The sequence below is a fragment of the Butyrivibrio sp. FCS006 genome, assembly GCF_000424525.1.
Lineage (GTDB): Bacteria > Bacillota > Clostridia > Lachnospirales > Lachnospiraceae > Butyrivibrio.
On sequence record NZ_AUKB01000008.1, the window covers coordinates 518739 to 542586 of the forward strand.

The window sequence follows — 23848 nt, forward strand, 5'->3', positions numbered from 1 at the left end:
AAATCTATTATTCTTTGTATGCATCAACTATTCCGAGAAGGATCTTTACTACCTGTTTCATCTCCTGAACTGATGCATACTCGTACTTTCCGTGATAATTGTATCCGCCTGTGCAAAGATTCGGACATGGAAGTCCTTTGTAGGAAAGGGCTGCTCCGTCTGTGCCTCCTCTTATTGGATTATCGATAGGTGTAATGCCAAGATCTGTCATGACTTTCTTGGCGTTATCGATAAGGTGCATGTGAGGCTTAATCTTCTCGATCATGTTGTAGTACTGATCTCTGACTTCTACAGTTACAGTGCCTTCTCCGTATTTTTTGTTAAGAAACTCTGCAGCATCCTTAAAGAGCTGTTTTTTGGTCTCAAAGAGTTTCTCATCATGATCTCTGATGATGTAAGATGCTGTAGCACTCTCACAGCCGCCGTTTATCTCGGTAAGATGAAAGAACCCTTCTCTTCCCTCTGTGTACATAGGATTCTGGAATGCAGGAAGAAGTGACTGGAACTCATAACAGATAAGTGATGCATTAACCATCTTATTCTTGGCATCTCCGGGATGAACGCTTCTGCCCTGGACCTTTATAACACCTTCTGCAGCATTGAAGTTCTCATATTCAAGCTCTCCAAGCTTACCACCATCGACGGTATATGCATACTTGGCGCCGAATCTGTCTATATCAAAATAAGCTGTTCCTTCACCGATTTCCTCATCAGGAGTAAAGGCAATCTTAATATCGCCATGCTTGATGGACGGGTCAGATAAAAGAGTCTTGGCCATTGTCATGATCTCGGCGATACCTGCCTTGTCATCTGCTCCAAGGAGTGTTGTTCCATCTGTAACTATAAGATCTTCTCCTATGTGATTCTTAAGCTCAGGGAAGTCACTTGGAGATAAAACTACGCTTCCATCCTTTGAAAGCACGATGTCTTTACCGTCATAATTTTCAACGATCCTTGGATTTACATCTTTTCCGCTTACTTCATCGGATGTATCCATGTGAGATACAAAGCCTATAGCAGGAGTATTTGCACCTGTATTTGAAGGTATGGATGCATATACATAGCAATGCTCTTTGTCATAGAAAACATCACTTGCGCCGATCTCTATCAGCTCTTTTTCAAGTAAAGAAGCAAGATCGTGCTGCTTGGCTGTTGAAGGAGATGCTCCTGTTGTATCATCGGACTGAGTGTCAATCTTCACATATCTTAAAAAATCTTCAATAACGTTTATATTACTCATTTGTTCTTTTTACCTGTTACTTTCTTTTTGGTTTGCTTCTTGCTTTGAACGCTCATGTATATGCGAGTTGATCTGTCAGCAAGAAGTTCTGTAAATACATTATTTTCAGGCTCTTTTTCTTTTGATCTGCTTCCTGTCTTTGGCTTGGATTCCGGCTTCATGCCTCTATCATCAGTATCAAGGACAAGCTTCCAGGTATATCCGTCCGGAAGATCGGGAAGAGCCAGTTCCTGTGGTGTCCAGTTCATGTTAAAGGCAACATAGATAAACGGCTGATCCTTGCCCTCATAAAGCCCGCAGAAAAGCATTCCCAGCATGTGGCTATGACCGGAAAGATCGGGTCTCCAGGCCTCTCTGCCGTGGCATGATAGATCCGGATATCCGCAGGAAATGTAATCCATAAGCTTAAACGGTGCACTTTCATGAAGAACCTTGTGGCTGAATCTTAGTTTGGATAAGTACTTCACATAATCAAGGATATCGGTATTCTTATCCATGGCTTTCCAGTCAACCCAGCCTATCTCATTATCCTGGCAATATGGATTGTTATTGCCGCTCTGGGAGTTGCCAAACTCATCTCCGCTAAAGATCATGGGAGTTCCCTGAGCCAAAAACAGCATGGTCAGGATATTCTTTATCTGCTTCTTACGAAGGTTTAAAATGTCGTGCTTACGAGTACGGCCTTCAATTCCGCAGTTCCAGCTTAGGTTGTTGTCGGTTCCGTCCTTGTTGTTCTCGCCGTTCTCCTCGTTGTGCTTGTGCTCATAGGAAACAAGGTCGGCAAGCCTGAAGCCCTCATAATCACAGATGTAATTTATAATGCCGTGGTCATTACTTCCGGCAATCATAGCTTTCATAAAGTCAGAGACTGCATTGTCGTCGCTCTTAAGGAATCTGCGGCTGTTATAAAGAAATGCGTTGTTATAGTCGGCAAGAAGCCTGTTAGCAGGAGCTTTGCCCTCATAAATCTCGCCGTAGTTAAAGTACTCGTTCCAGATCTTTATATCCGTAAACAGTGGCTCGTTTGTTATAAGCCTTAATGGAATCCTGCTTCCCTTCAGGTGGAAGCCGTCCACATGATAAGTACATCTCCAAAATCTAAGAGCATCAATTATAAGAGTTCCGCTCTCATGCTCGTCGAAATAGAACTGCATTATAACTTCAAGGCCGTTTTTGTGCATGGTCTTTACAAAGCTTTTAAACTCATTTTCTGCATCCTGAGGATTCTCACAGTATGCTGTTCTTGGGGCAAAGTAATAGCCTTTTTTATAGCCCCAGAAATTAGGCCGAAGTTCAAGCATATTTTTGTCGGATATATTGCCGTTGTTCGAATAAAGGCTTGCTCTTCTCTTATCGGACCTCTTTAAAGACTCGTCAATCTCATTCATCTCATAAGCAGGCATAAGTTCAACTGCTGTTACGCCAAGAGACTTAAGATACGGTATCTTTTCAAGTATGCCTGAAAAAGTTCCTCTTTTAGAGAGCTCTACTCCGCTGCTTGCAGACCTGGTGAAGCCTCTTACATGGAGCAGGTATACGAAGCTGTCCTCGTATTTGGTGAAGGTGTGATCATCACCGGTCCAGTCAAAGGTATCATGTGAAGTCTTAAAAGAAGCCTTGTTATCAAGCTTGGCTTTTATCTTAGCATCGGGAACAAAGTGGCCAAACTTCTCAAGACCGTAGAACTGCTTGGCATAAGGGTCGCAAAAGAACTCCTCATCGCAGAAGTAGTTATAGGTCTTATAGTCATCAATATTATCGATTCCGGAAATACGTGCCGAATAAATATCGCCTCTTTTCAGAGACTTTGGAAGTTCGATCTTAAGAGGGTTTGTAGCTTTATTCTTATCAGATGGATAAAGAACTATTCCACAGCTCTTATTGTCATCGAATACGCTTCTTACAACAAGGCTCTTGTCATAGTCGATATAACAACCCAGCGGATAAGGTTTTTCCATTGAAATCTTGATATTAGACGTCATTTTGCACCTGTTTCCCCATTTTTTTCAATACGCCGTATTATTTTAACACATTTGCCCTTAATATGCACACCAAAACGCTAGGTTTATGCTATACTAAGGCTATAAATAGTAATTTTTATCATTACCCAAGGAGGCCGGCATGGAATTTTCCAAGATTGCAACTGACATGAACACCAAGATTGAAAATGATGAGCAGATGACCGTTGATGTTGAGATAGAGACTAAAGATGGCAAGATCGAGGTTGTTACCTGCGCTATCATCATTGTTCTTACCGTAAATAGCAAGGATTATATCGTTCTTCTACCTCTCGATGAGAATGGGCAGAACAACGACGGAAATGTATGGTTCTATGAATTTATTGTAAATGGAGACGATACAGAGCCTGAGCTTGGCTATATCAGCGACGATGCAGAATATGAAGCTGTAGCTGAGGCATTTAACCTCTATCTCGATGATGTAGAATTTGATGAGCTCATCGATCTTCCCGAAGATGGCTCAGAAGAAGTCTGATTCTTATAGGTCTTTTCCCAAAGATCTCTTATTGGACGAATAAATCTTGTGGGAAGCATCTGATTTTCCTTGTTTCCCGTAATATATGACATTATGAGCGCCTTTTTTGCCCTGGTCATTGCGACGTAGAGCATTCGGCGCTCTTCTTCTATCTGCTCTTTTGATGTTGCGCTCCTTGACGGTATTATACCTTCGTTAAGATCAGGAAGCCAAACTATCTCAAATTCCAGACCCTTTGATCCGTGCATGGTCATGATATTAACTCTTTTCCCATCTGATACACAGCTTTCTTTTATAGAGTCTTTACTGCTTTCTTCTTCTCTTTTTGCTAGTAAATATTCCAAAAATTTCCTGCTGTCTGTAAAATCCAGTGCTATTCTTTCGAGTTCATCAAGCGCGGCTTTCTCACCCGGAAAAAGACTCTCAATTCCAACCGTTCTTCTTAGATACCTCATCATAAGCGTAGGTCTTAAGTGCCTTATCATCTCAATTTGGGAAAAGAAATCCCGGACTGTCCGTAGTCTGTTGTTATTGTTTCTGTAAAACCTGTTTATGACAGCTTCCTTTACTATTTCATCCGGCGCACAGTCTCGTGAAATATACCTCATTGGTTTGTTAATTATCTTATAGAAATCGCTTCTCCTCTGACCTTTATAGGCAAAAGACATATAGGAAATGCAAAGCTCAACTGACTTTTCGCTAAAAATGCTCTGATCACTCTTATCTATAGTTGTCGGAATTCCATATCCATTTAGAACCATCGCAAGCTGCTGTGCTTCAGAGTTTGTTCTGTAGAGAATCGCTATATCATCAAGCTTATCCATGTGCTTTTTGAGGAAAAGAGCTATCATCTCATTTTGAATCTTTCTGCTCTCATAACGCCTTGTGATTACTGATCCTTTGCCGTTTCCCTCAAATGCTGAGAGAATCTTTTTGAATCTGATCTCATTTTCTTCAATTACTCTTAGAGCATTGTTTAGAATGTCACTTCCACAGCGATAGTTGATGCTGAGGTTAAAGACTTTTGGATTTAGCTTTTCAAAACTGTTCTTAAAATCAAGCATTATATGCGGGTCTGAACCTCTAAAGCCATAAATAGACTGATCATCATCCCCCACGGCAAAAATATTTGCCCTGTCTCCAAGAAGAAGCCTTAGAACACTGTATTGAACAGGATTGATATCCTGATATTCATCAACAAGTATATACTTAAACCTATCCTGCCAAAGTTTAAGGATACCCGGTTTATCTTCCAGCAGCTTCTTGCATCTTACCAGCATGTCGTCAAAATCAATCATGCCAAATTCTATAAGTCTTTTATTATAATATTCAAAAACATCAGGAAATACGCTGCTTACAGACAAGCTTTCCAAAGCTTCCGAAGGCTCTATGCCAAGGTTTTTGATCCTTGATATCTCAGAGATTATGTCAGAGAGCTCTAAAAGAGAATCCTCATAGATGCGGTCATCAATTTTTCTTTTGCTTCTAAGCATTGACAGACAATCTCTCAGGATTTCATATTTTATCTTTTCTGGTGCTATTTCAATATTTTTTTCGCTTTTGGATTTACTGTTTCGAATGATCTTGTAAAAGACAGAATGAAAAGTTCCAAAGACTACTTCCGGATAAGAACTATCCGTGATTTTTAAGAATCTGTACTGCATCTCTATGGCTGCAGCCTTAGTAAATGTGATAACAAGAATTTCAGAAGGCGATATGCGGCTGTTTTCTATCATGTATCTGAGCCGCTCCACGATCACCTTGGTTTTACCACTTCCCGGCCCTGCAAGTACTATTGCAGGGCCTTTTACGTGGCTTACAGCTTGTAGCTGTGAATCGTTTAGTGTATTAAGCTTCAAGTAATTCAATTCCTTTTTTAATTCTCTTAATGGTCTCGTCCTTGCCGATTACCTCCATGAGCTCTGTAGCTCCGCAAGGAGTCATCTCTTTTCCTGAAACTGCTATTCTTACAGGCCAGAGTACATAACCGTTCTTATACTCATTCTTCTTGATATAGTCTGAAAGAAGCGCATAAAGAGCATCATTTGTGTAATCGTCATGTGCTTCAAGTAAAGGAAGAACCTCTTTGAGAACCTTAAGTGAGGAATCCTTGTCTGTCTTCATCTTCTTGTGAGCATAGATTGCTGTGTCATACTCAGGAAGCTCATCAAAGAAGTCTACCATTGCTTCGATATCAGGCCAGATCTCAATTCTGGTCTTAACCATGTTTGAAATCTTCTTAAGATCCAAAGGCTTCTTGATTGCTTTCTCAAGATAAGGACGTGCCTGTGCAAAGAACTCATCCTCGTCCATCTTCTTTAAGTACTCGCCGTTCATCCATTTGAGCTTTGTGTAGTCAAATACGGCAGGTGACTTGTTGATTCTCTTATAGTCGAATTTCTCAACAAGCTCTTTTAAACTCATAATCTCGCTGTTATCTTCCGGAGACCATCCAAGAAGAGCTACAAAGTTTACAACCGCCTCAGGTACAAAGCCCTGCTCAATGAGATCTTCGAAAGATGAATGACCGGATCTCTTTGAAAGCTTGTGGTGCTCCTCGTCTGTGATAAGAGGACAGTGAATGTACTTGGGTACTTCCCAGCCGAATGCATCGTAGAGTCTGTTGTATTTAGGTGATGAAGAAATATACTCATTACCTCTTACAACATGTGTGATTCCCATGAGATGGTCATCTACTACGTTGGCGAAGTTGTATGTAGGATAGCCGTCTGACTTGATAAGGATCATGTCATCAAGCTCTTTGTTCTCGACGCTTACATCTCCGTAGAGCTCGTCGTGGAAGGTTGTTGTGCCTTCTGTAGGGTTGTTCTGTCTGATGACGAACTTCTTGCCTTCAGCAAGGTTTTTCTCAATCTCTTCCTTGGAAAGATGCAGGCAATGCTTGTCGTATACGCTGATCTCTTTTACTTCGCCCTCTACTTCAATCTTCTGAACAAGGGTCTTAAGTCTCTCCTCGTCACAGAAGCAGTAATAAGCCTCGCCTTTGTCGATAAGCTCTTTTGCATACTGCATATAAATTCCGGCCTTCTGACGCTCTGACTGAACGTAGGGACCTACAGGGCCGCCGATATCGGGACCTTCATCGTGGATAAGACCTGTGTCCTTAAGAGTCTTGTAGATGATCTCTGTTGCACCTTCAACAAATCTCTCCTGGTCTGTATCTTCGATACGAAGAATATAGTCTCCGCCTTCATGCTTGGAAATAAGATAAGCATAAAGAGCTGTTCTTAAATTGCCCACATGCATGCGTCCTGTTGGGCTCGGGGCGTACCTTGTACGAATCTTAGTCATTTTAACTCCTCTTTGTGATGATTATTTTGTTCCTGTAGAACCAAAACCACCTCTGTCTGCGCCTTCTAAGTGGTCACACTCCTCAAAGACGATGGTTGGCTGGTTCTCCATGATCCTAAACTGACAAATACGGTCATTAAAGCCAATATGAGTATCTCTCATGGCTATAACAGGGACGAACCACTGGTCATTATCTCCGCAATATGAGTGATCGATAATACCCATGTGATTGGCCTGGATGATTCCGAAGTTCTTAAAGGTTGAGCTCCTTGGAACAACATGAGCCTCATAGCCTTGCGGAATTTCCATGGCTACTCCCAGGGGAATAAGATGAAATTCTCCCTCTTTCAGATCAACGTCCTCTGCACTTCTAAGGTCGATCCAATCGGACTTTCCGTCAATATACTGCAGCTTCTCAATCTTGTCATTGAAGTATTTGATCTTGATCTTTTTCTCCATACTTCTCCCCTCCCCATAAATTTTGGCCGTCTAAATATAATACCACAAAAATCAATTAATGGAAGTAACTTTGTAGTCTTTATCTTCTACAGCCTTTTTGAGAACGTCATCTGCAACGTCACCTTCAAGTGTAACAACAGCTGTTCCTTTCTCGTGGCTTACTTCTGCAGCACTAACTCCTTCTAAGCTCTCAAGAGCCTTCTTTACGGACATCTCGCAGTGTCCACACATCATTCCCTCAATGTTTAATGTCTTTGTTGCCATATTTTTTTCCTTCCTTTCGTTTATTGTTTTATCTGTCTGGCTTTTTATTTCATTAAGTACTTCTGTTGTAAGTATTTCTTTAGTAATTGCATTCTTAAGTGGCTTATCCTTGGACGGGTCATGTACTTTCAAAAGATTTAATCTCAGTGCATTGGTCACTACAAAAAAGCTTGAAAGACTCATGGCCGCAGCACCAAACATAGGGCTAAGCTCCCAGCCGAAGGCCTTTATGTAAGCGCCTGCAGCAAGAGGAATTCCGATAACATTATAGAAGAATGCCCAGAATAAGTTCTGATAGATATTTGTAAGAGTTGCTCTTGAAAGCCTTATTGCAGCGGAAACATCTTTCAGACTTCCTTTCATTACCACTACGTCACCGGCATCAATTGCAACATCCGTTCCTGCACCAATGGCGATTCCTGTATCAGCTCTTGTAAGAGCCGGAGCATCATTTATTCCGTCTCCAACCATTGCAACCTTGCCATATTCTGAGAGTTTTCTGATTACAGCCTCTTTTCCCTCAGGCATTATCTCTGATGCTATCTCATCAACACCTGCTTCATCACCGATGGCCATTGCTGTTCTCTGGTTGTCACCTGTGAGCATTACAACATGAATTCCCATGTTTTTGAGCTCTTTAATAGCCTCTGCTGAATCTTCCTTAATAGAGTCAGCAACTGCAATTATACCGATCAGTTTACCGTCTTTTGCAAAGCAAAGAGGTGTTTTCCCTTGATTTGCAAGTCCTATTGCTTTTTCCCTGGCTTCAGGAATTATTTTGCATATAGTGCTGATATATTTGAAGGATGCACCAATTACTTCACTGCCTCTGTAGTTTGCCTTAAGGCCCTGGCCCGGAAGGACTTCAAAATCCGTCACATCATCTTTCTCTTCAGCATAAGGATCTTCTGTATATGAGTACGGATCACCTACATAATCAACAATAGCTTTTGCCAGAGGGTGTTCACTCTTATTCTCCAAAAGACCTGCTATCTTAAGAAGCTCATTCTCTGAGTTGTTTATCAGTGAATAGCCGCTTCTTGAGATGGAATCTACGGTGAATACATCTGTGACAATAGGCTCGCCCTTTGTGATGGTGCCGGTTTTATCCAGTGCTATAATCTGAGTCTTACCTGCGTTTTCCAAAGACGTTGCGGTCTTAAACATGATCCCGTTTTTGGCACCCATTCCGTTGCCGACCATAATAGCAACCGGAGTTGCAAGTCCAAGAGCGCATGGGCAGCTTATAACAAGAACTGCGATGGCTCTTGATAAGGCATAGCCAAATGGAACGCCTACAATCATCCAAATAATGAATGTAATTATGGCAATGCAGATAACTATAGGAACAAAAACAGCGGAAACTTTGTCTGCAATCTTGGCTATTGGCGCTTTTGTGGCAGAAGCATCACTTACCATCTTAATAATCTGTGAAAGTGTTGTATCCCTGCCTACTCTTGTTGCTCTGCATCTTATAAATCCTGAGTTATTCATTGTAGCAGCGCTAACTTCTGATCCAATGAATTTATCTACAGGAATACTCTCGCCTGTAAGTGCTGACTCATTAACTGCGCTGTTTCCTTCAACAACTACTCCGTCAACAGGAATGCTCTCTCCCGGTCTTACAACAAAGATATCACCTACTTTTATCTGCTCAATGGGAATCTCTTTTTCCTTGCCATAATTATCAACGATAGTAGCTGTCTTAGGTGCAAGCTTCATAAGGCTCTTTATTGCATCAGTGGTTCTGCCTTTACTCTTTGCCTCAAGCATTTTGCCGACTGTGATAAGGGTAACAATCATGGCAGCTGACTCGAAATACAGGTCATTTCCCGGAATTATGGAAAAGACACTGTAGATGAATGATGCTGAACTTCCAAGAGCTACCAGCGTATCCATATTAGGTGAACCATGGACAAGTGAGCTAAAGCCGCTTGTAAAGAACTTCTTATTGATGATCATCACTATAAGTGAAAGGATCATCTGTGTGATTCCCATAGCTATGTGGTTATGGGTCAGAAACATAGGAAGCGGAAAACCAAACATATGGTGACCCATTGAGATGTACATAAGAACTATCAGAAATGCTAAAGAGGTGATCAGTCTCTTTTTCAGAACCGGAGTCTGCGTATCCTTAAGAGCCTCCTCTTCTGCATCCATAAGGCTTGCTCCGTAACCTGCTTCTTCTACGGCTTTTATAATTTCTTCTTTTGACGCACTTCCCTCTACGCCCATTGAGTTTGTCAGAAGATTTACGTTACAGGATGAAACCCCATCTACACTATTTACTGCTTTTTCAACTCGTGCCTGGCATGCAGCACAGCTCATGCCGGTTATCATATATTTTTCCATGAGTCTATTGTAACACAAATTTTTTAAAAATAAATTGTAAACAATTTATGTAATTCGCGTGATATTTGATAGGAAAATAGCAAAAATTAACCACATAAAACCAAGAAATAGTGTTAGAATGTTTTTTGGTAAATAAAACAACACAGCTAAAAAGGAGTGAGAAAAATGAAGTTATTCTTAGACACTGCCAATATCGAAGAGATCAAAAAGGCAAACGAAATGGGAGTAATCTGCGGCGTTACAACAAACCCTTCTCTTATCGCAAAAGAAGGCCGTGACGTTTACGAGGTTGTTCAGGAAATTGCTTCTATAGTTGATGGCCCTATCAGCGGGGAAGTTAAGGCTACAACAACAGATGCAGAAGGCATGATCACAGAAGGTCGCGAGATTGCCAAGCTCCACAAGAACATGGTTGTTAAGATCCCTATGACAATCGAGGGACTTAAGGCATGCAAAGTTCTTTCAAGCGAAGGAATCAAAGTTAACATGACTCTTATCTTCACAGCAAATCAGGCTCTTCTCTGCGCAAGAGCAGGCGCTGCATTTGTTAGCCCATTCCTTGGAAGGCTTGATGATATCAGTGTTCGTGGTACAGACCTTATTTCAGAGGTTGCTGAGATCTTCAACATCCACAACATCCAGACAGAGATCATTGCAGCAAGCGTACGTCACCCTATGCACGTAACAGACTGCGCTCTTGCAGGTGCTGACATCGCAACAGTTCCTTACAAAGTAATCGAGCAGATGACCCACCACCCTCTCACCGACGCCGGAATCGAAAAGTTCCAGAAGGATTATCTTGCTGTATTTGGTGAGTGATTTACTTTATCGATAAGCCTTGGGGGATCGGGTAAATATTTCCATTTTTGCTCGGATGCCTCAAGAACTCAATGAGCCTTATACAAAAAAAGCAGGTGCATAGGCACCTGCTTTTTTAAGTCTCCTTTCATGGGCATAACTCACAAAAATGTAAATATTTACCCGATCCCCCATGGATTGTGGAAGAATGTAAAAGCATTCAATCAAATAGTATAAAAGATAGATGAATTATACTGTAACTTTTTTGAAGTTTTTCTTTCCCTTACGAACCATTACTCCATCACCGAAGGATTCCTTGGTGTAGGTAGTTTTTACGTCGGTTACTTTTTCGTCGTTAAAGAGTACGCCGCCCTGTTCTACTGCGCGTCTTGCTTCGCTACGTGTTGCGCAGAGGCCTGCGGATACGAGGACTTGAAGAATGTCTACTACGCCGTCTCTAAAGTCTTCTTCCTTGAGAGATACGGATGGAACGTTTGCCATGTCTCCGCCGCCTGCAAAGAGTGCTCTTGCAGCGTCCTGAGCCTTCTGGGCTTCCTCTTTTCCATGTACAAGACTTGTGAGCTCGAATGCGAGGATCTCTTTCTTTTCGTTGATTCTTGAAGGATCCCACTTCTCCATCTCCAGAATCTCCTCGATAGGGATGAAGGTAAGCATCTTGATGCACTTATCTACGTCTGCATCGCCAACGTTTCTCCAGTACTGGTAGAAATCGAAAGGTGATGTCTTGTTAGGATCAAGCCATACAGCGTTTCCTGCTGTCTTACCCATCTTATTTCCGTTTGAATCGGTAAGAAGTGTGATTGTCATGGCGTGAGCATCTTTACCGAGCTTTCTTCTGATGAGCTCTGTACCGCCGAGCATGTTGCTCCACTGGTCATCTCCGCCGAACTCAAGGTTACAATCGTACTTCTGGAACATGTAGTAGAAGTCGTAAGACTGCATGATCATGTAGTTGAATTCAAGGAAGGAAAGTCCTTTTTCCATTCTCTGCTTGTAGCACTCAGCACGAAGCATGTTGTTTACTGAGAAGCATGCACCAACCTCGCGAAGAAGCTCGATGTAATTGAGGTTCATGAGCCAGTCTGCGTTATTTACCATCATAGCCTTGCCTTCACCAAAGTCGATGAATTTCTCCATCTGCTTCTTGAAGCACTCAGCGTTGTGATCGATGTCTTCTCTTGTGAGCATCTTTCTCATGTCGGTTCTTCCTGAAGGGTCACCGATCATTGTTGTACCGCCACCGATAAGAGCGATGGGCTTGTTGCCGGCTTCCTGAAGTCTCTTCATAAGAGTAAGTGCCATAAAGTGACCTGCTGTAAGTGAATCAGCTGTACAGTCAAATCCAATATAGAATGTAGCCTTACCGTTATTGACAAGGTCTCTTATCTGCTCTTCGTCTGTAACCTGAGCGATAAGGCCTCTTGCTTTAAGTTCCTCAAAAATCTTCATTTCTTTCCTCCTTAACCGTATATCTTCTTGTATTTTTCTTTGAAATATCTGATCAGTGGCTGTGCTGAAAGTTCTTTATGACAAACAGCATCAAGTACCTCTTTGGAAGTTCTTGTGGATCCATACTGATGAATATTCTCATTGAGCCATTTTGTGATCTTCTTGATATCTCCTGCAGCCAGGATATCATCTATGCTTCCGAGGTCTTTTTCAATGGCCTCGAGGAACATTCCGTCATAAATACTGCCCAGCAGATAAGATGGGAAGTATCCAAAACTTGCATCAGACCAGTGCATGTCCTGAAGGATACCTTCAGCGTCAGTCTTTGGAGTAATGTGTAAATACTTCTCCATTAGCTCGTTCCACATCTTAGGAAGGTCTTTTACATCTGCACCGTCTATAAATATTGCTCTCTCAATATCATATCTTAAAATTACGTGAAGGCAATAGGTAAGTTCATCAGCTTCTGTTCTGATGAAGCTATTCTGGACGTGATTTATCTCCTTAACGAACTCCTCCAGCGTAATATCCTTAAATTCAGGAATGATCTCTAAAACCTTAGGCCAAATGGGCTTCCAGAAATTTATGTTTCTGCCGAGGATGTTCTCATAAAATCTGCTCTGAGATTCATGAAGTCCCATCAGATTGATCTGACCGCCGGCTGTATCATCATATTTATGATCTACATTTTGTTCGAAGATCGCATGACCACCCTCATGAATTGCTGAGAAAATCGGCTGTATTATGTCATTCTCATGATAATGGTTTGTTATCCTGACATCTCTTGGAGCGATGGTTGTGGTAAATGGGTGCTCAGTTTCAGCCTGTGCAAAGCAGTTCATATCCATGCCCATATACTCAACAAGCATCTTGCAAAGCTCGGCCTGCTTATGTGCCGGAATAAACATTGTAAACTTGCTGTGATCGGGCTGAGGCTTGCTTAAAATATCTTCAAGTAGCGGAACCAGCTCCTCTTTTAACTCTCCAAAGACTCTGTCGATTGTAGCTGTATCCATTCCCTCTTCAAACTGATCAATGAGGGAATCATATACTTCCATGTCAGGTCTTTTATACTTCTGATATTTCTTAACCGCCTCTATTGTCTTTTTAAGAGGCTCCTCATAAAGCGCATAGTCATTGGTCTGCTTGGCCTTAGGCCAGATCATGCTGGAATTTGTGGTTGTTTTTACATATTCCTCATAAAAATCCGCAGGGATTCTTCTCTTTTCATCCAGGTCTTTTTTCGCCTTCGTGATGTCGAATTTCATTACATCATCAAGTTTATCGAATTCTATAGGGTCTGAAAGATCACAAACCAGTTTGTAGATCTCATCACTGGTTGATTTCTTAAAAATCTCAGTAGAAAAATATGTTATGCTCTCTGAAAGTCTTTCCTTGGCTCCGTCAGGGGCTGTTGTCTGCATGTCCCAATACATGAGATTTACAGCATGTGCAAGGTGTGCGAGCTCTTTATTTATCTTCTTGTACTCTTCAAGCTTAGTCATCAGTACTGCTCCTTACTAATTTAAAATTACACCATCAACAATTTTACCAAAATTGTATTGTATTACAAGTAAAAATGAAGTATTATAAGCACGAAAATAATATGTTATGCAGAGTAGACGTTAAAGCGTTAAGTGCCTTTTGAACAGGGAGTTGTCATCAGGACGAAGGATTTATCCGCGGTTTTAATGTCGCATCCCGCTGCTACATCGATTGTGTTCGTGTCCTCCGATGTGGTTAAAGGAAACTGCAAAGGAGGTGTTTTTATGTCTGAAAAAAGAAGTGACCTAACTCTCAAAAACAGCGAAAGACTCAGCTACAAATCAATGCTTGAACTTCAAAGGCTTCCTGTGCTGTGCTTTTGCGGACTAATGGGCGCTGTTGCCATTGTTCTTGGCACAGTAGCTACTATCAGAATCGGTGATTTCCTCAGGATCGGCTTTTCAAGCATTCCGAATCAAATAGTTGCATATTTGTTCGGACCATGGATCGGAGCCTGCTTTGGTGGCGCCATGGACATCATTAAATGGTTCATAAATCCTACAGGTGAGTTCTTCCCGGGATACACCATTACTGCTATTGTAGCCGGCATTATCTACGGTATCTTTCTTTACAAAAGACCTGTTAAACTCTGGAGAGTAATTGCTGCAGAAGCCTGTGTAAAAGTGTTCTGCAATCTTGGTCTTAACACTCTCTGGGTTATGATGACCACCGGAAATGCATTTAAGGCAATAATGGTTCCTAGAATTGCTGCAAATGCCGGTAAGCTTCCCGCCGATGTAATTATTCTTATGATATTATTACCGGTTGTGAACAAGGTTATCAAGCCAGCTCTTAGTATAAATTTGAAATCTTTAAAGCATAAGAAAGTAAGCTAATCAAAAAGCCGAAGTCATTACCCCGTGGCAATGATTTCGGCTTAAATTTTTACCAGTCAAGAGATGAATTCTCTATTCTTCGTTCTCTTATCATTAGTTCTGTGATTCCCTCTTCAACGGATTTTCCTTCAAAGAGGATCTCATTAACTCCCTGAACTATTGGCATATCTACATCATACTGACGGGCAAGTGCAAGTGCTGCCTTGGCACTGTATACGCCCTCGACTACCATCTTTACTTCATCCATTGCTTCCTGCATGGATTTGCCCTGTCCAATAAGTATTCCTGCTCTTCTGTTTCTGGAATGCATTGAAGCACAGGTTACAACCAGGTCTCCGATTCCCGAAAGTCCGGCAAAGCTCTCGAATTTGCCGCCCATGGCCATTCCAAGCCTGGATATCTCAGCGATTCCTCTTGTTATAAGAGCTGCCTTTGCATTATCTCCAAGGCCGTATCCATCAGCCATTCCGGCTGCAAGTGCGATTACGTTCTTTAGAGCCGCTCCGATTTCAATTCCAAGCATATCAGGACTTATATAAACTCTGAAAACATCGTTCATAAACACGTTTTGAACTTCTTTTGCAGTCTCTTTATCAAATGCTCCTACAACGATGGTTGTGGGAAGCTTTTTGCCTACTTCCTCTGCATGAGAAGGGCCTGATAAAACACAGACACGAGCTCCGGGAAGTTCATCGAGGATTACATCACTCATGATCATCAAGGTAGATTCTTCAATACCTTTGGTGCAGTTTACGATTATGGGCTGGTCATCAGATTCCGTATCGATGAAAGGAGCAACGAGCTTAACAGTCTCTCTCATATGAGCAGATGGTACAACTAAAACCACCATGTCTTTTCCTGAAACTGCCTGTTGCATACTGCTGGTAAATTTAACACTGTCATTTAAGATTACGCCGGGAAGCTTTTCTTCATTACCGTGATAAGCAATAAGTTTATCAACCGAAGCCTGACTTCTTGACCAAACCGTAACTTCATGTCCGTTGTTTGATAAAAGAAATGCCAGAGCTATTCCAAAGCTTCCGGCGCCTATGACGCCAATCTGCTTACTCAAAAAATCCCTCCAGTTTTAATCAATTTTATTCTTCTTGAAAATATATGTTTTTCTTTCGTTTCCTGCAAGGAGCTTTTTGATGTTACCCCTGTGCTGGAAATAAGCAAGAGCAGTTAAAAGGAAAAGGATCACATATACTTCGATCAAAGCACCCTGAGGAACTGCTCCGAACTTATCAAAGAAAAAGCCGTTCTGTCCACAGATGATAACCATGATAAACAGTGCTGTGTAATAGCAGAGACTGCAAACAGAAACTATATGACAGATATTGAGCGGCAGGAAAAATGCGATAACTCCCATAAGAATGAAGCTCCAATGGAAGACAATTCCAAGGTGAATTGTATATCCTGCTGTGCAGGCAATTCCTTTTCCGCCCTTAAATTTAAGATGAAGAGGAAAATCGTGTCCAAGTACAGCTCCGGCTGCTGTATATGTCATGTAAAGGATCTGAAGGTTTGGTGTATTTCTTCCAAACAGGAAATAAGTGACTAAAATGGCTGCCATGCACTTGAGCATGTCGCCAAGAAGTACTATAAGTCCCGCTTTTGCACCCATAACTCTTAAAGTGTTGGTAGTTCCGGCGTTTCCGCTTCCTACCTTTCTGATATCGATACCTTTAAGTTTTCCATACATTACAGCGGTCTGAATATGACCAAAAGCATAGCCTACAAGTAAACAGATTATTCTCTCCAACATACTATTTGTCCTCTTTTCTCTCCCTAATTATGAATCTAAGCGGAGTACCTCTGAATCCAAAGGCCTCACGGATCTGATTCTCAATATATCTTGTATAGCTAAAGTGCATCAGGTTTTTGTCGTTGACGAAGATTACAAATGTCGGCGGCTTAACGGATGCCTGAGTTATGTAAAAGAGCTTTAGAATCTTGCCCTTATCACTCGGTGGCTGTTGCATTACAACTGCCTGAGTCATGATCTCGTTAAGGACACCTGTTGCAACTCTGAGTGCATGATTTTCGCTTACCATGTCGATCATGTCGTAGAGCTTAACAAGCCTTTGGCCTGTCTCAGCCGAGATGAACATGATCTCTGCATAATTCATGAAGGCAAGAGTGTTTCTGATGTTCTTGGTAAACTCTTTAACAGAGTGATTATCTTTTTCAATAAGATCCCATTTGTTAACTGCTATGATAACAGCCTTTCCGCTTTCATGGGCTATTCCGGCTATCTTGGCATCCTGCTCGGTTACACCATCTTCTGCATTTATAACAAGGACTGCAATGTCTGCTCTCTCAACTGCCCCAACAGTTCTGACTATCATATAGTGCTCAAGAGCATCTTTTACCTTATTCTTACGGCGAAGACCGGCAGTATCAATAAATACGTACTTTTTGCCGTTGTGTTTAACCTCAGTATCGATGGCATCTCGTGTTGTTCCTGCAATGTCCGATACGATAAGTCTGTTCTCTCCGATGAGTCTGTTGATGATCGAGCTCTTTCCTACATTGGGCTTACCGATTATGGCAACCTTTATTGAATCATCCTCTTCTTCCGCAGTGGAGTCTTTCCTGAAGTGGCTAACTACTTCTTCAAGAAGATCGCCGATTCCCTGCTTGTTGGCAGCTGAAATCGGGAAAGGCTCTCCGATTCCGAGATTATAGAATTCGTAAACATCCATGGAATCGCGGTTAAAGTTATCAACCTTATTTACACAAAGAACTATGGGCTTACCTGAGCGTCTAAGCATATCTGCAACCTTGGCGTCAGCATCCACAAGTCCCTGCTTAACATCTACCATGAAGATGATAACGTCTGCAGTATCAATGGCTATCTGAGCCTGCTCTCTCATCTGTGAAAGGATAACATCCTTTGAATCAGGCTCGATACCACCGGTATCAATGATAGTAAAGCTGTGATTAAGCCACTCTACATCCTGATAGATCCTGTCTCTTGTTACACCCGGTGTATCCTGTACAATAGCGATCCTGCTACCGGCCAGGGCGTTAAAAAGTGTGGATTTTCCTACGTTCGGTCGTCCTACAACCGCTACAATATTTTTCTTACTCATTTTGTTTCCTTATCTTTTAAATTTCAATTCCAAATAGTTCACATACAAGATCTCTTCCGGCGCTCTTTGCAATGCCTACCGTAGTGCCAAGCTCTCTTTCAATATCTGAGACCTTAACATCATCCAGAAGATAATCTTCTCCGCTTCTTAAGAGATTTTCAGGAAGATACAGCATTGTTCCCAAATCTTTTCCCTTAAGCTGTTTTATAATATCCTGTCCGGTCAAAAGACCTGAGACAGTAATTCTCTCTCCGAAGAACTCATTTACTATCTCGTAGACCTTAACGTTAAGTCCCGGGCATATATCCATAGCTCTCTTAGCCATATCTCTTATGCAGGGATAAACGAGTCTTCCAGTTGCAATGGAAATATTTCTTTTTATAGATGGCAGCTCTTTTGAATGAGATGTGATGATCTCATCAAATGCCTCATCAAATTCGTTGATAAGAAGCCTCATCATACCAACGCCGTTTTCAAGCTGAAGAAAGCCATCATATCGCTCTTCTTCAGGGAAATCTCTTCCTGCGAGGAAATACCACTCATCGCTGGCATGTATGAAATGCATACCGTATTCATTATAGACCTTTTTTTGCCAGCTCTCTATTGTTTCTATCACTTTTGCTGCATCTTCTGAAGTAAAAGGCTCAAGCGGATACAGACCATCCCTGTATTTGGATAAACCTACAGGAACAACTGATACGCTCTGAAGATTCGGAAGATATTTGGTGAGGTCTCTTATTGACCTTTCAAGTTCATCCCCATCATTAACACCTTTGCAGAGCACAATCTGGCCGTTAAGCTCTATACCTGAGCCATCTGCGCATAGTCTGTCCACCTTTTTAAGAGCGTCTCCTGCAAATCTGTTACCCAGCATCTTACAGCGAAGCTCAGGATTGGTGGTCTGAAAAGAAATATTGATGGGAGAAAGGTGATATTTAAGGATTCTGTCAATGTCTGCGTCGGACATGTTTGTCAGGGTCACATAATTCCCCTGAAGGAAAGAGAGCCTGGAGTCATCATCCTTGAAATAAAGTGTAGGCCTCATACCCTTGGGCATCTGATCTATGAAGCAAAAGATACACTTATTGCTACAGGACCTGTAATCGTCCATAAGTCCATTTTCGAACTCTATGCCAAGATCCTCATCAAAGTCCTTGTCTATATCAAGAAGCCACTCTTCGCCATCTGCTTTCTTAATGAGAACATCAAGATGATCGTCCTGAACAAGATACTGATAATCAAAGATATCCTCTATCTCGTTATCATTTATCTTAAGGAGCTGATCGCCTGTTTCAATTCCCATTTCCTCGGCAATACTACCCGGTGCTATTGATTTTATAATGTGAATACTGTGTTTTTTCATAATTTACCTTTATCATCATATTATAACTTATTCTCCTTGACGTGTCAGTAATTTGAATGGTAAAACAGATATGTACCGACATACAAAACGTAAGGAAGGATTAAACATGCCAGATTTTCACCAGCTTGAGTCTCTCATTCCTGTAGCTCCTCTCAATCTTATTGTTATGGAGTCAGCCAAAGAACTTGGTGAGAGCGTTGACAAGTATATCGCAGAATTCAGAAGAAATCTACACCAAATGCCCGAAGGCGATCCTGCTTTTCACGGATATGCCAAGGACAGCTATCAGATAGCCTACTCTCTTGATCGCTTCGGAAGCGGAGAAGCCAAGGCTACAATCAATGAATCAGTTCGTGGTCATGATGTGTATATCCTTACTGATGTATGTAACTACAGCATCACTTATAAGATGTACAATTATGAGAATCACAAATCTCCTGACGATCATTATCAGGATCTTAAAAGAGTCATCGGCGCAATCACAGGAAAAGCCAAGAGAATAAATGTTATCATGCCCTTCCTGTACGAAGGACGTCAGCATAAGAGATCCGGAATGGAATCCCTTGATGCAGCTCAGATGTTTAAAGAGCTTCATGACATGGGTATATCGAACTTTATCACTTTCGATGCTCATGATCCCAGAATATCCAATGCCAAGCCTTTAGGAGGCTTTGATAATTTCCTTGCTTCCTATCAGTTTATGAAGGCACTTCTCTCACACATCAATGACCTTACAGTAGATAAAGACCATCTTACTGTAATCAGCCCGGATGAGGGTGCTTTGGACAGAGCCGTATATTTTGCCAACGTAATCGGCGCAGATACCGGTATGTTCTATAAGAGGCGTGACTACGCTCACATCGTAAACGGATCCAATCCTATCGTTGCTCATGAATTCCTTGGTTCAGACATCAAGGGACGTGATGTCATCATCATCGATGATATGATCTCTTCAGGATCAAGTATGATAGATACTGCCCGTCAGCTTAAGAGCATGGGCGCTAAGCGAGTATTCATCTGCACAACCTTTGGTCTTTTCACAGATGGAATGAAGAAATTTGATGAAGGTTATAAGGAGGGGTACTTTGACGCAGTCATTACTACTAACCTCACCTACATGAATGACGATGTTAAGTCAAGAGAATACATCTTCATCGCAGATATGGGTAAATTCCTTGCTACGATCATCGATTTCCTCAATCATGATGCATCAATGTCAACGGTTAATATGCCAACTGACAAGATCCATGAGATCGTAGACAAATACAATAAGGGTCTTATAGCACCTGAACTTTACGAGTAATAAATAGCCTCCGGATTATCTCCGGAGGCTTCTTTTTTGGATATTTTATTTGCAGGCGTCAAATGTGATAACTACTTTAAAGAGATCTCCATCAAGCCTTATATCAAATGTTCCGCCCTGTGCAGTTGTCAGGTTCTTGGCAATTGAAAGACCCAGTCCACTGCCTTCTGTTGTTCTTGATTCATCTCCTCTTATAAATCTTTCAGCAAGTTCTGAAGCATCGATGTTCAGCTCTTTTGCTGAGATATTCTTGATTGAGAAAATAACCTTTTCAGCATTTTCAACAGTCTCATAATGCATATCGAGATAAACTCTGGTCCCTGTAAGAGCGTACTTACATACATTGTTTAGAAGATTCTCAATAACCCTCCACAAATGTCTTGCATCAGCCATAATTGTCATATTAGACTGCTCAGGCTTAAAGATAACAGAAAGGCCGTTATCTTCCAGCTTTTCATAGAACTCTCCTATTGTCTGATTAACAAGCTCAACGAAATTGATCTTGGTAAGCTGAATGCTGATATTTCCGGAGCTTATCTTAGAAGCTTCAACAAGATCTTCAGTCAATTGTTTTAACTTCTGCGACTTAAGTTCAAGGACATCAACATATTCTTTTACCCTCTCATTATCAATATCTTCTCTCTTGATAAGATCAACATAATTGATAATGGATGTAAGAGGCGTTTTTATATCGTGGGACACATTGGTTATAAGGTCTGCCTTGAGCTTTTCATCCTTCATACTTGTGTTTACTGCTTCTTCTATTCCTTCACCGATGGAATTAACGGCTTCTGCAAGAGCTATATTGTCTGAATGAAGCTCTTTTACCTCGACCTTGGATTTCACATTGCCGTTCTTTATATCATTTATAACAGCAATGATTTTATCTCTGTCGAGGTTCTGCCTGTAGAGGTAAATTCCTACAAGAAGATCAAGGAGGCAGGCTATTACAATTCCTGCAATTCCTATTCGGGTAAGTAATATGTTCATCACCACAAAGAATACGAATGGAATCCAGGTCCTGATTATGACATTACCGTTGTCAGTTGTATTAGTTATCAGGTTCTTAACAGAAAGGATAATGGTTCTAAGCAAGCTGTCCTGATAAGCAGTCTTATTCTTAACCTTGCGGATAATTCCATAAATTGCGAACAGCAGGCCAATATTAAATATAAATCCTGCCAACGCGCATGCATAAGGAAAATATGTCTCACGCATTATTGCTGAAAGACTGCCGGTCATAAACCTTAAAAGGAACCCTCCGACAATTGGAACTGCCATTATCAGAACGCCGATGAGAAATACACCCTCAGTGTAGAGTCCATGAGACTCTGCAGGAGCTTCTTCTGTCGATGAAACCGGAATTTCCTTTTTGTTCATAAGCCTGAGATAAAGAACAAACAGGAAAATGTAAATAAACGCAAATACTATTCCCAGAATATAAAGCTGTGATTTATAAGGCATAAACCTGTTAAAGCTGTTACGACCATCCGTAAAGGCATCCGAAGCAGGGTAATCATTAGTGTCAACTGCGATGTACATCTTAATCTGATCAGGATAAGCATAGCTAAAGGATTTGACTATTGTTCTTAACACGCCTTCTTTTATCAGCGTATTAGTCTCATAATTTAGCTCGTAAGGACAGTAATAGATATATTTCCCGTAATCTTCAAAGATAGACTTGATGTTTTTGCCTGTTGTCTCGCCGGATAGCTCTGAAATATTGGTATAGACATCATTTTTCCCGTTTATGGTCCTTACAATATAGTATCTAAGGTTGGTTGTTGCGTAATCATAGTAACCTTCAGCCTTGTTGTACTCTTCATAATTGGACAAAAGATCTTTTGCTGCCTCTTCTACATAGGAACATACAAGGTTATACTCTTCCCAGGTAGATACAATATTCTCTATGTTCTTGCCGTCAACGGTCTGATATCTGTTTATGAGATATGTGTGCTCTCCACCTTCCTTTGGAACCGAGTTGCCGGAAATTGAGAAGTTTAAGCTGTTTCCTTCTATCTGTGAATTAAGATAAGAATTAAGACCACCGGAATAAGCGTTACTCTTTAGATGCGTATAAGTCGTTGTCGGACTTAAGAAAACTTCACTCTCTTCCTCTGTGAAATTCTTGGTTTCATAATTAAAGCCGCTCTGAGCCCATTTAAGAAGATCTGAGAGGTAGTAAACAGCAGTTACATAGTCTCCGGTCAGATTTGCACCTCTGTTAACATAAGCTGTAACATCAACCTTTTTCTTGCTGTCATATATGCCGTTTGTTTCCATCTGAGTCTTGATGGCAACGTGTCTTAAAACATCGGATATATTGTTTCCAAGAATATTATTAAAAAGATATGAGTCCTCGTAAGACCTGTTTCTATCTGAATCATACAGGCTATATGAATAATATCCGTTTATACCCTGTATCATAATGCTGCTTCCTGCGAGAGAAGTTGCAATAACAAAGGCAATCAATGCTGCCAGAACATGCTGAAAAAACCTAATTGCCTTCATCTTTGTTGTCACACTTTTCATTTTCTGTCATCCTCAATTTTGTAGCCGACACCCCAAACCACCTTAAGGAACTTGGGTTCTCTCGGGTCTACTTCTATTTTTTCTCTTATGTGCCTGATGTGAACTGCTATGGTATTGTCGGTGCGCACAGAAATATCGTTCCAAATATTCTCATAGATCTGATCAATGGAATAAACTTTACCTTTGTTCTTGGCAAGGAAAACAAGGATCTTGTATTCAATGGGAGTAAGCCTGATATCTTCTCCAAATACTGTGACCTTCTTGGCATTATCATCGACCATAAGCCCACCTGAAGTATAGACATTAGCTCTTTCAACCACTTTTCCAAGAGATGTATATCTTCTTACGTTAGATTTAACCCTGGCAACCAGCTCAAGCGGATTAAAAGGCTTGGTCACATAGTCGTCGGCACCGATATTAAGGCCAAGGATCTTGTCGGAATCCTCTGATTTTGCAGAAAGGAATATTACCGGTATGGTACTGAATTCCCTTAGCTCTTTTACCAGATGGATACCATCAAGCTTGGGCATCATGATATCGATGATTGCAAGATGGATTTCCTCATGACGAAGAACGTACAATCCTTCTTCACCGTCGTAGGCTTTGTAGACGTTAAAGCCTTCCTGTTCGAGATAAATCTCAATGGCATCAACTATTTCCTTGTCGTCATCACAAACTAAAATATTCTCCATAGCATCCTCACATAATCTCTTATAAACTATTAAATCATTAAAATCTTAAGATTTACCGTCGAAATTTCTTAAGATTTCTTAAGAAATAGAC

The 23848-nt window shown here is 41.2% G+C and carries 18 protein-coding genes and 1 riboswitch; of the genes, 4 read left to right on the forward strand and 14 right to left on the reverse strand.

Annotation, left to right across the window (positions count from 1 at the left end):
* Window positions 1–7 precede the first annotated feature (7 nt).
* Both pepT and G633_RS0102300 read right to left on the reverse strand, forming a co-directional pair.
* Entirely contained in the window at window positions 8–1240 is a 1233-nt protein-coding gene (pepT, locus tag G633_RS0102295; RefSeq protein WP_026518947.1) for a peptidase T, read from the reverse strand.
* Window positions 1237–3198 carry an alpha-amylase family glycosyl hydrolase gene (locus G633_RS0102300; RefSeq protein WP_196804215.1) on the reverse strand — a complete coding sequence of 654 codons (1962 nt, stop codon included), beginning with the start codon at window positions 3196–3198 and terminating at the stop codon, window positions 1237–1239. The genes pepT and G633_RS0102300 overlap by 4 nt, the downstream gene beginning before the upstream one ends.
* A 163-nt stretch (window positions 3199–3361) precedes the next feature.
* On the opposite strand from G633_RS0102300, the gene G633_RS0102305 reads away from it, so the two are divergent.
* On the forward strand, window positions 3362–3733 hold the full coding sequence (locus tag G633_RS0102305) for a DUF1292 domain-containing protein (protein ID WP_022767128.1): 372 nt from the start codon (window positions 3362–3364) through the stop codon (window positions 3731–3733).
* Here the strand turns inward: G633_RS0102305 and G633_RS0102310 are convergent.
* The 4 genes from G633_RS0102310 to G633_RS0102325 are packed head-to-tail and all read right to left on the reverse strand — an operon-like array spanning window position 3667 to window position 10120.
* Window positions 3667–5592 carry an ATP-dependent helicase gene (locus G633_RS0102310; protein ID WP_026518949.1) on the reverse strand — a complete coding sequence of 642 codons (1926 nt, stop codon included), beginning with the start codon at window positions 5590–5592 and terminating at the stop codon, window positions 3667–3669. The genes G633_RS0102305 and G633_RS0102310 overlap by 67 nt on opposite strands.
* A complete protein-coding gene (gltX, locus tag G633_RS0102315) occupies window positions 5582–7045 on the reverse strand; it encodes a glutamate--tRNA ligase (RefSeq protein WP_022767126.1) in 1464 nt (487 codons plus the stop codon). Before gltX ends, G633_RS0102310 begins: the two co-directional genes overlap by 11 nt.
* A 21-nt stretch (window positions 7046–7066) precedes the next feature.
* Window positions 7067–7504: a dUTP diphosphatase gene (locus G633_RS0102320; protein ID WP_022767125.1), complete on the reverse strand. Its 438-nt coding sequence runs from the start codon at window positions 7502–7504 to the stop codon at window positions 7067–7069.
* Window positions 7505–7555: 51 nt separating this feature from the next.
* Window positions 7556–10120, reverse strand: a complete 2565-nt coding sequence (locus tag G633_RS0102325; protein ID WP_026518950.1) for a heavy metal translocating P-type ATPase — start codon at window positions 10118–10120, stop codon at window positions 7556–7558.
* Window positions 10121–10285: 165 nt separating this feature from the next.
* Between G633_RS0102325 and fsa the strand changes: the two genes are divergently transcribed.
* Window positions 10286–10939 carry a fructose-6-phosphate aldolase gene (fsa, locus tag G633_RS0102330; protein WP_022767123.1) on the forward strand — a complete coding sequence of 218 codons (654 nt, stop codon included), beginning with the start codon at window positions 10286–10288 and terminating at the stop codon, window positions 10937–10939.
* 228 nt (window positions 10940–11167) lie between these two features.
* On the opposite strand, the gene tyrS is transcribed toward fsa, so the two are convergent.
* Both tyrS and G633_RS0102340 read right to left on the reverse strand, forming a co-directional pair.
* Window positions 11168–12388, reverse strand: a complete 1221-nt coding sequence (gene tyrS, locus G633_RS0102335) for a tyrosine--tRNA ligase (protein ID WP_026518951.1) — start codon at window positions 12386–12388, stop codon at window positions 11168–11170.
* Window positions 12389–12399: 11 nt separating this feature from the next.
* Window positions 12400–13893, reverse strand: a complete 1494-nt coding sequence (locus G633_RS0102340) for a carboxypeptidase M32 (RefSeq protein ID WP_026518952.1) — start codon at window positions 13891–13893, stop codon at window positions 12400–12402.
* A 107-nt stretch (window positions 13894–14000) separates the two neighbouring features.
* Window positions 14001–14097: riboswitch (THF riboswitch) on the forward strand.
* A gap of 60 nt (window positions 14098–14157) precedes the next feature.
* Here G633_RS0102340 and G633_RS17115 point away from each other — a divergent pair.
* Window positions 14158–14769, forward strand: a complete 612-nt coding sequence (locus G633_RS17115; RefSeq protein ID WP_051199855.1) for a folate family ECF transporter S component — start codon at window positions 14158–14160, stop codon at window positions 14767–14769.
* A gap of 49 nt (window positions 14770–14818) precedes the next feature.
* Here G633_RS17115 and G633_RS0102350 read toward each other — a convergent pair whose 3' ends face one another.
* Genes G633_RS0102350 through G633_RS0102365 form a run of 4 tightly spaced genes read right to left on the reverse strand, consistent with a single transcriptional unit; the run spans window position 14819 to window position 19230 of the window.
* Window positions 14819–15841: an NAD(P)H-dependent glycerol-3-phosphate dehydrogenase gene (locus tag G633_RS0102350; protein WP_026518953.1), complete on the reverse strand. Its 1023-nt coding sequence runs from the start codon at window positions 15839–15841 to the stop codon at window positions 14819–14821.
* Window positions 15842–15856: 15 nt separating this feature from the next.
* The gene (locus G633_RS0102355; RefSeq protein WP_026518954.1) at window positions 15857–16537 is read right to left on the reverse strand and encodes a glycerol-3-phosphate acyltransferase; all 681 of its coding nucleotides are present in this window, start codon (window positions 16535–16537) and stop codon (window positions 15857–15859) included.
* Window position 16538: 1 nt separating this feature from the next.
* Entirely contained in the window at window positions 16539–17867 is a 1329-nt protein-coding gene (gene der / locus G633_RS0102360) for a ribosome biogenesis GTPase Der (RefSeq protein WP_022767117.1), read from the reverse strand.
* Between the two features lie 16 nt (window positions 17868–17883).
* The gene (locus G633_RS0102365) at window positions 17884–19230 is read right to left on the reverse strand and encodes a DUF512 domain-containing protein (RefSeq protein ID WP_022767116.1); all 1347 of its coding nucleotides are present in this window, start codon (window positions 19228–19230) and stop codon (window positions 17884–17886) included.
* Window positions 19231–19336: 106 nt separating this feature from the next.
* On the opposite strand from G633_RS0102365, the gene G633_RS0102370 reads away from it, so the two are divergent.
* Complete coding sequence (locus G633_RS0102370; RefSeq protein WP_022767115.1) at window positions 19337–20533, forward strand: ribose-phosphate pyrophosphokinase; 1197 nt, start codon at window positions 19337–19339, stop codon at window positions 20531–20533.
* 45 nt (window positions 20534–20578) lie between these two features.
* On the opposite strand, the gene G633_RS0102375 is transcribed toward G633_RS0102370, so the two are convergent.
* Both G633_RS0102375 and G633_RS0102380 read right to left on the reverse strand, forming a co-directional pair.
* Window positions 20579–23065 carry a sensor histidine kinase gene (locus tag G633_RS0102375; protein ID WP_022767114.1) on the reverse strand — a complete coding sequence of 829 codons (2487 nt, stop codon included), beginning with the start codon at window positions 23063–23065 and terminating at the stop codon, window positions 20579–20581.
* Complete coding sequence (locus tag G633_RS0102380; protein ID WP_022767113.1) at window positions 23062–23757, reverse strand: response regulator transcription factor; 696 nt, start codon at window positions 23755–23757, stop codon at window positions 23062–23064. Before G633_RS0102380 ends, G633_RS0102375 begins: the two co-directional genes overlap by 4 nt.
* Window positions 23758–23848 lie beyond the last annotated feature (91 nt).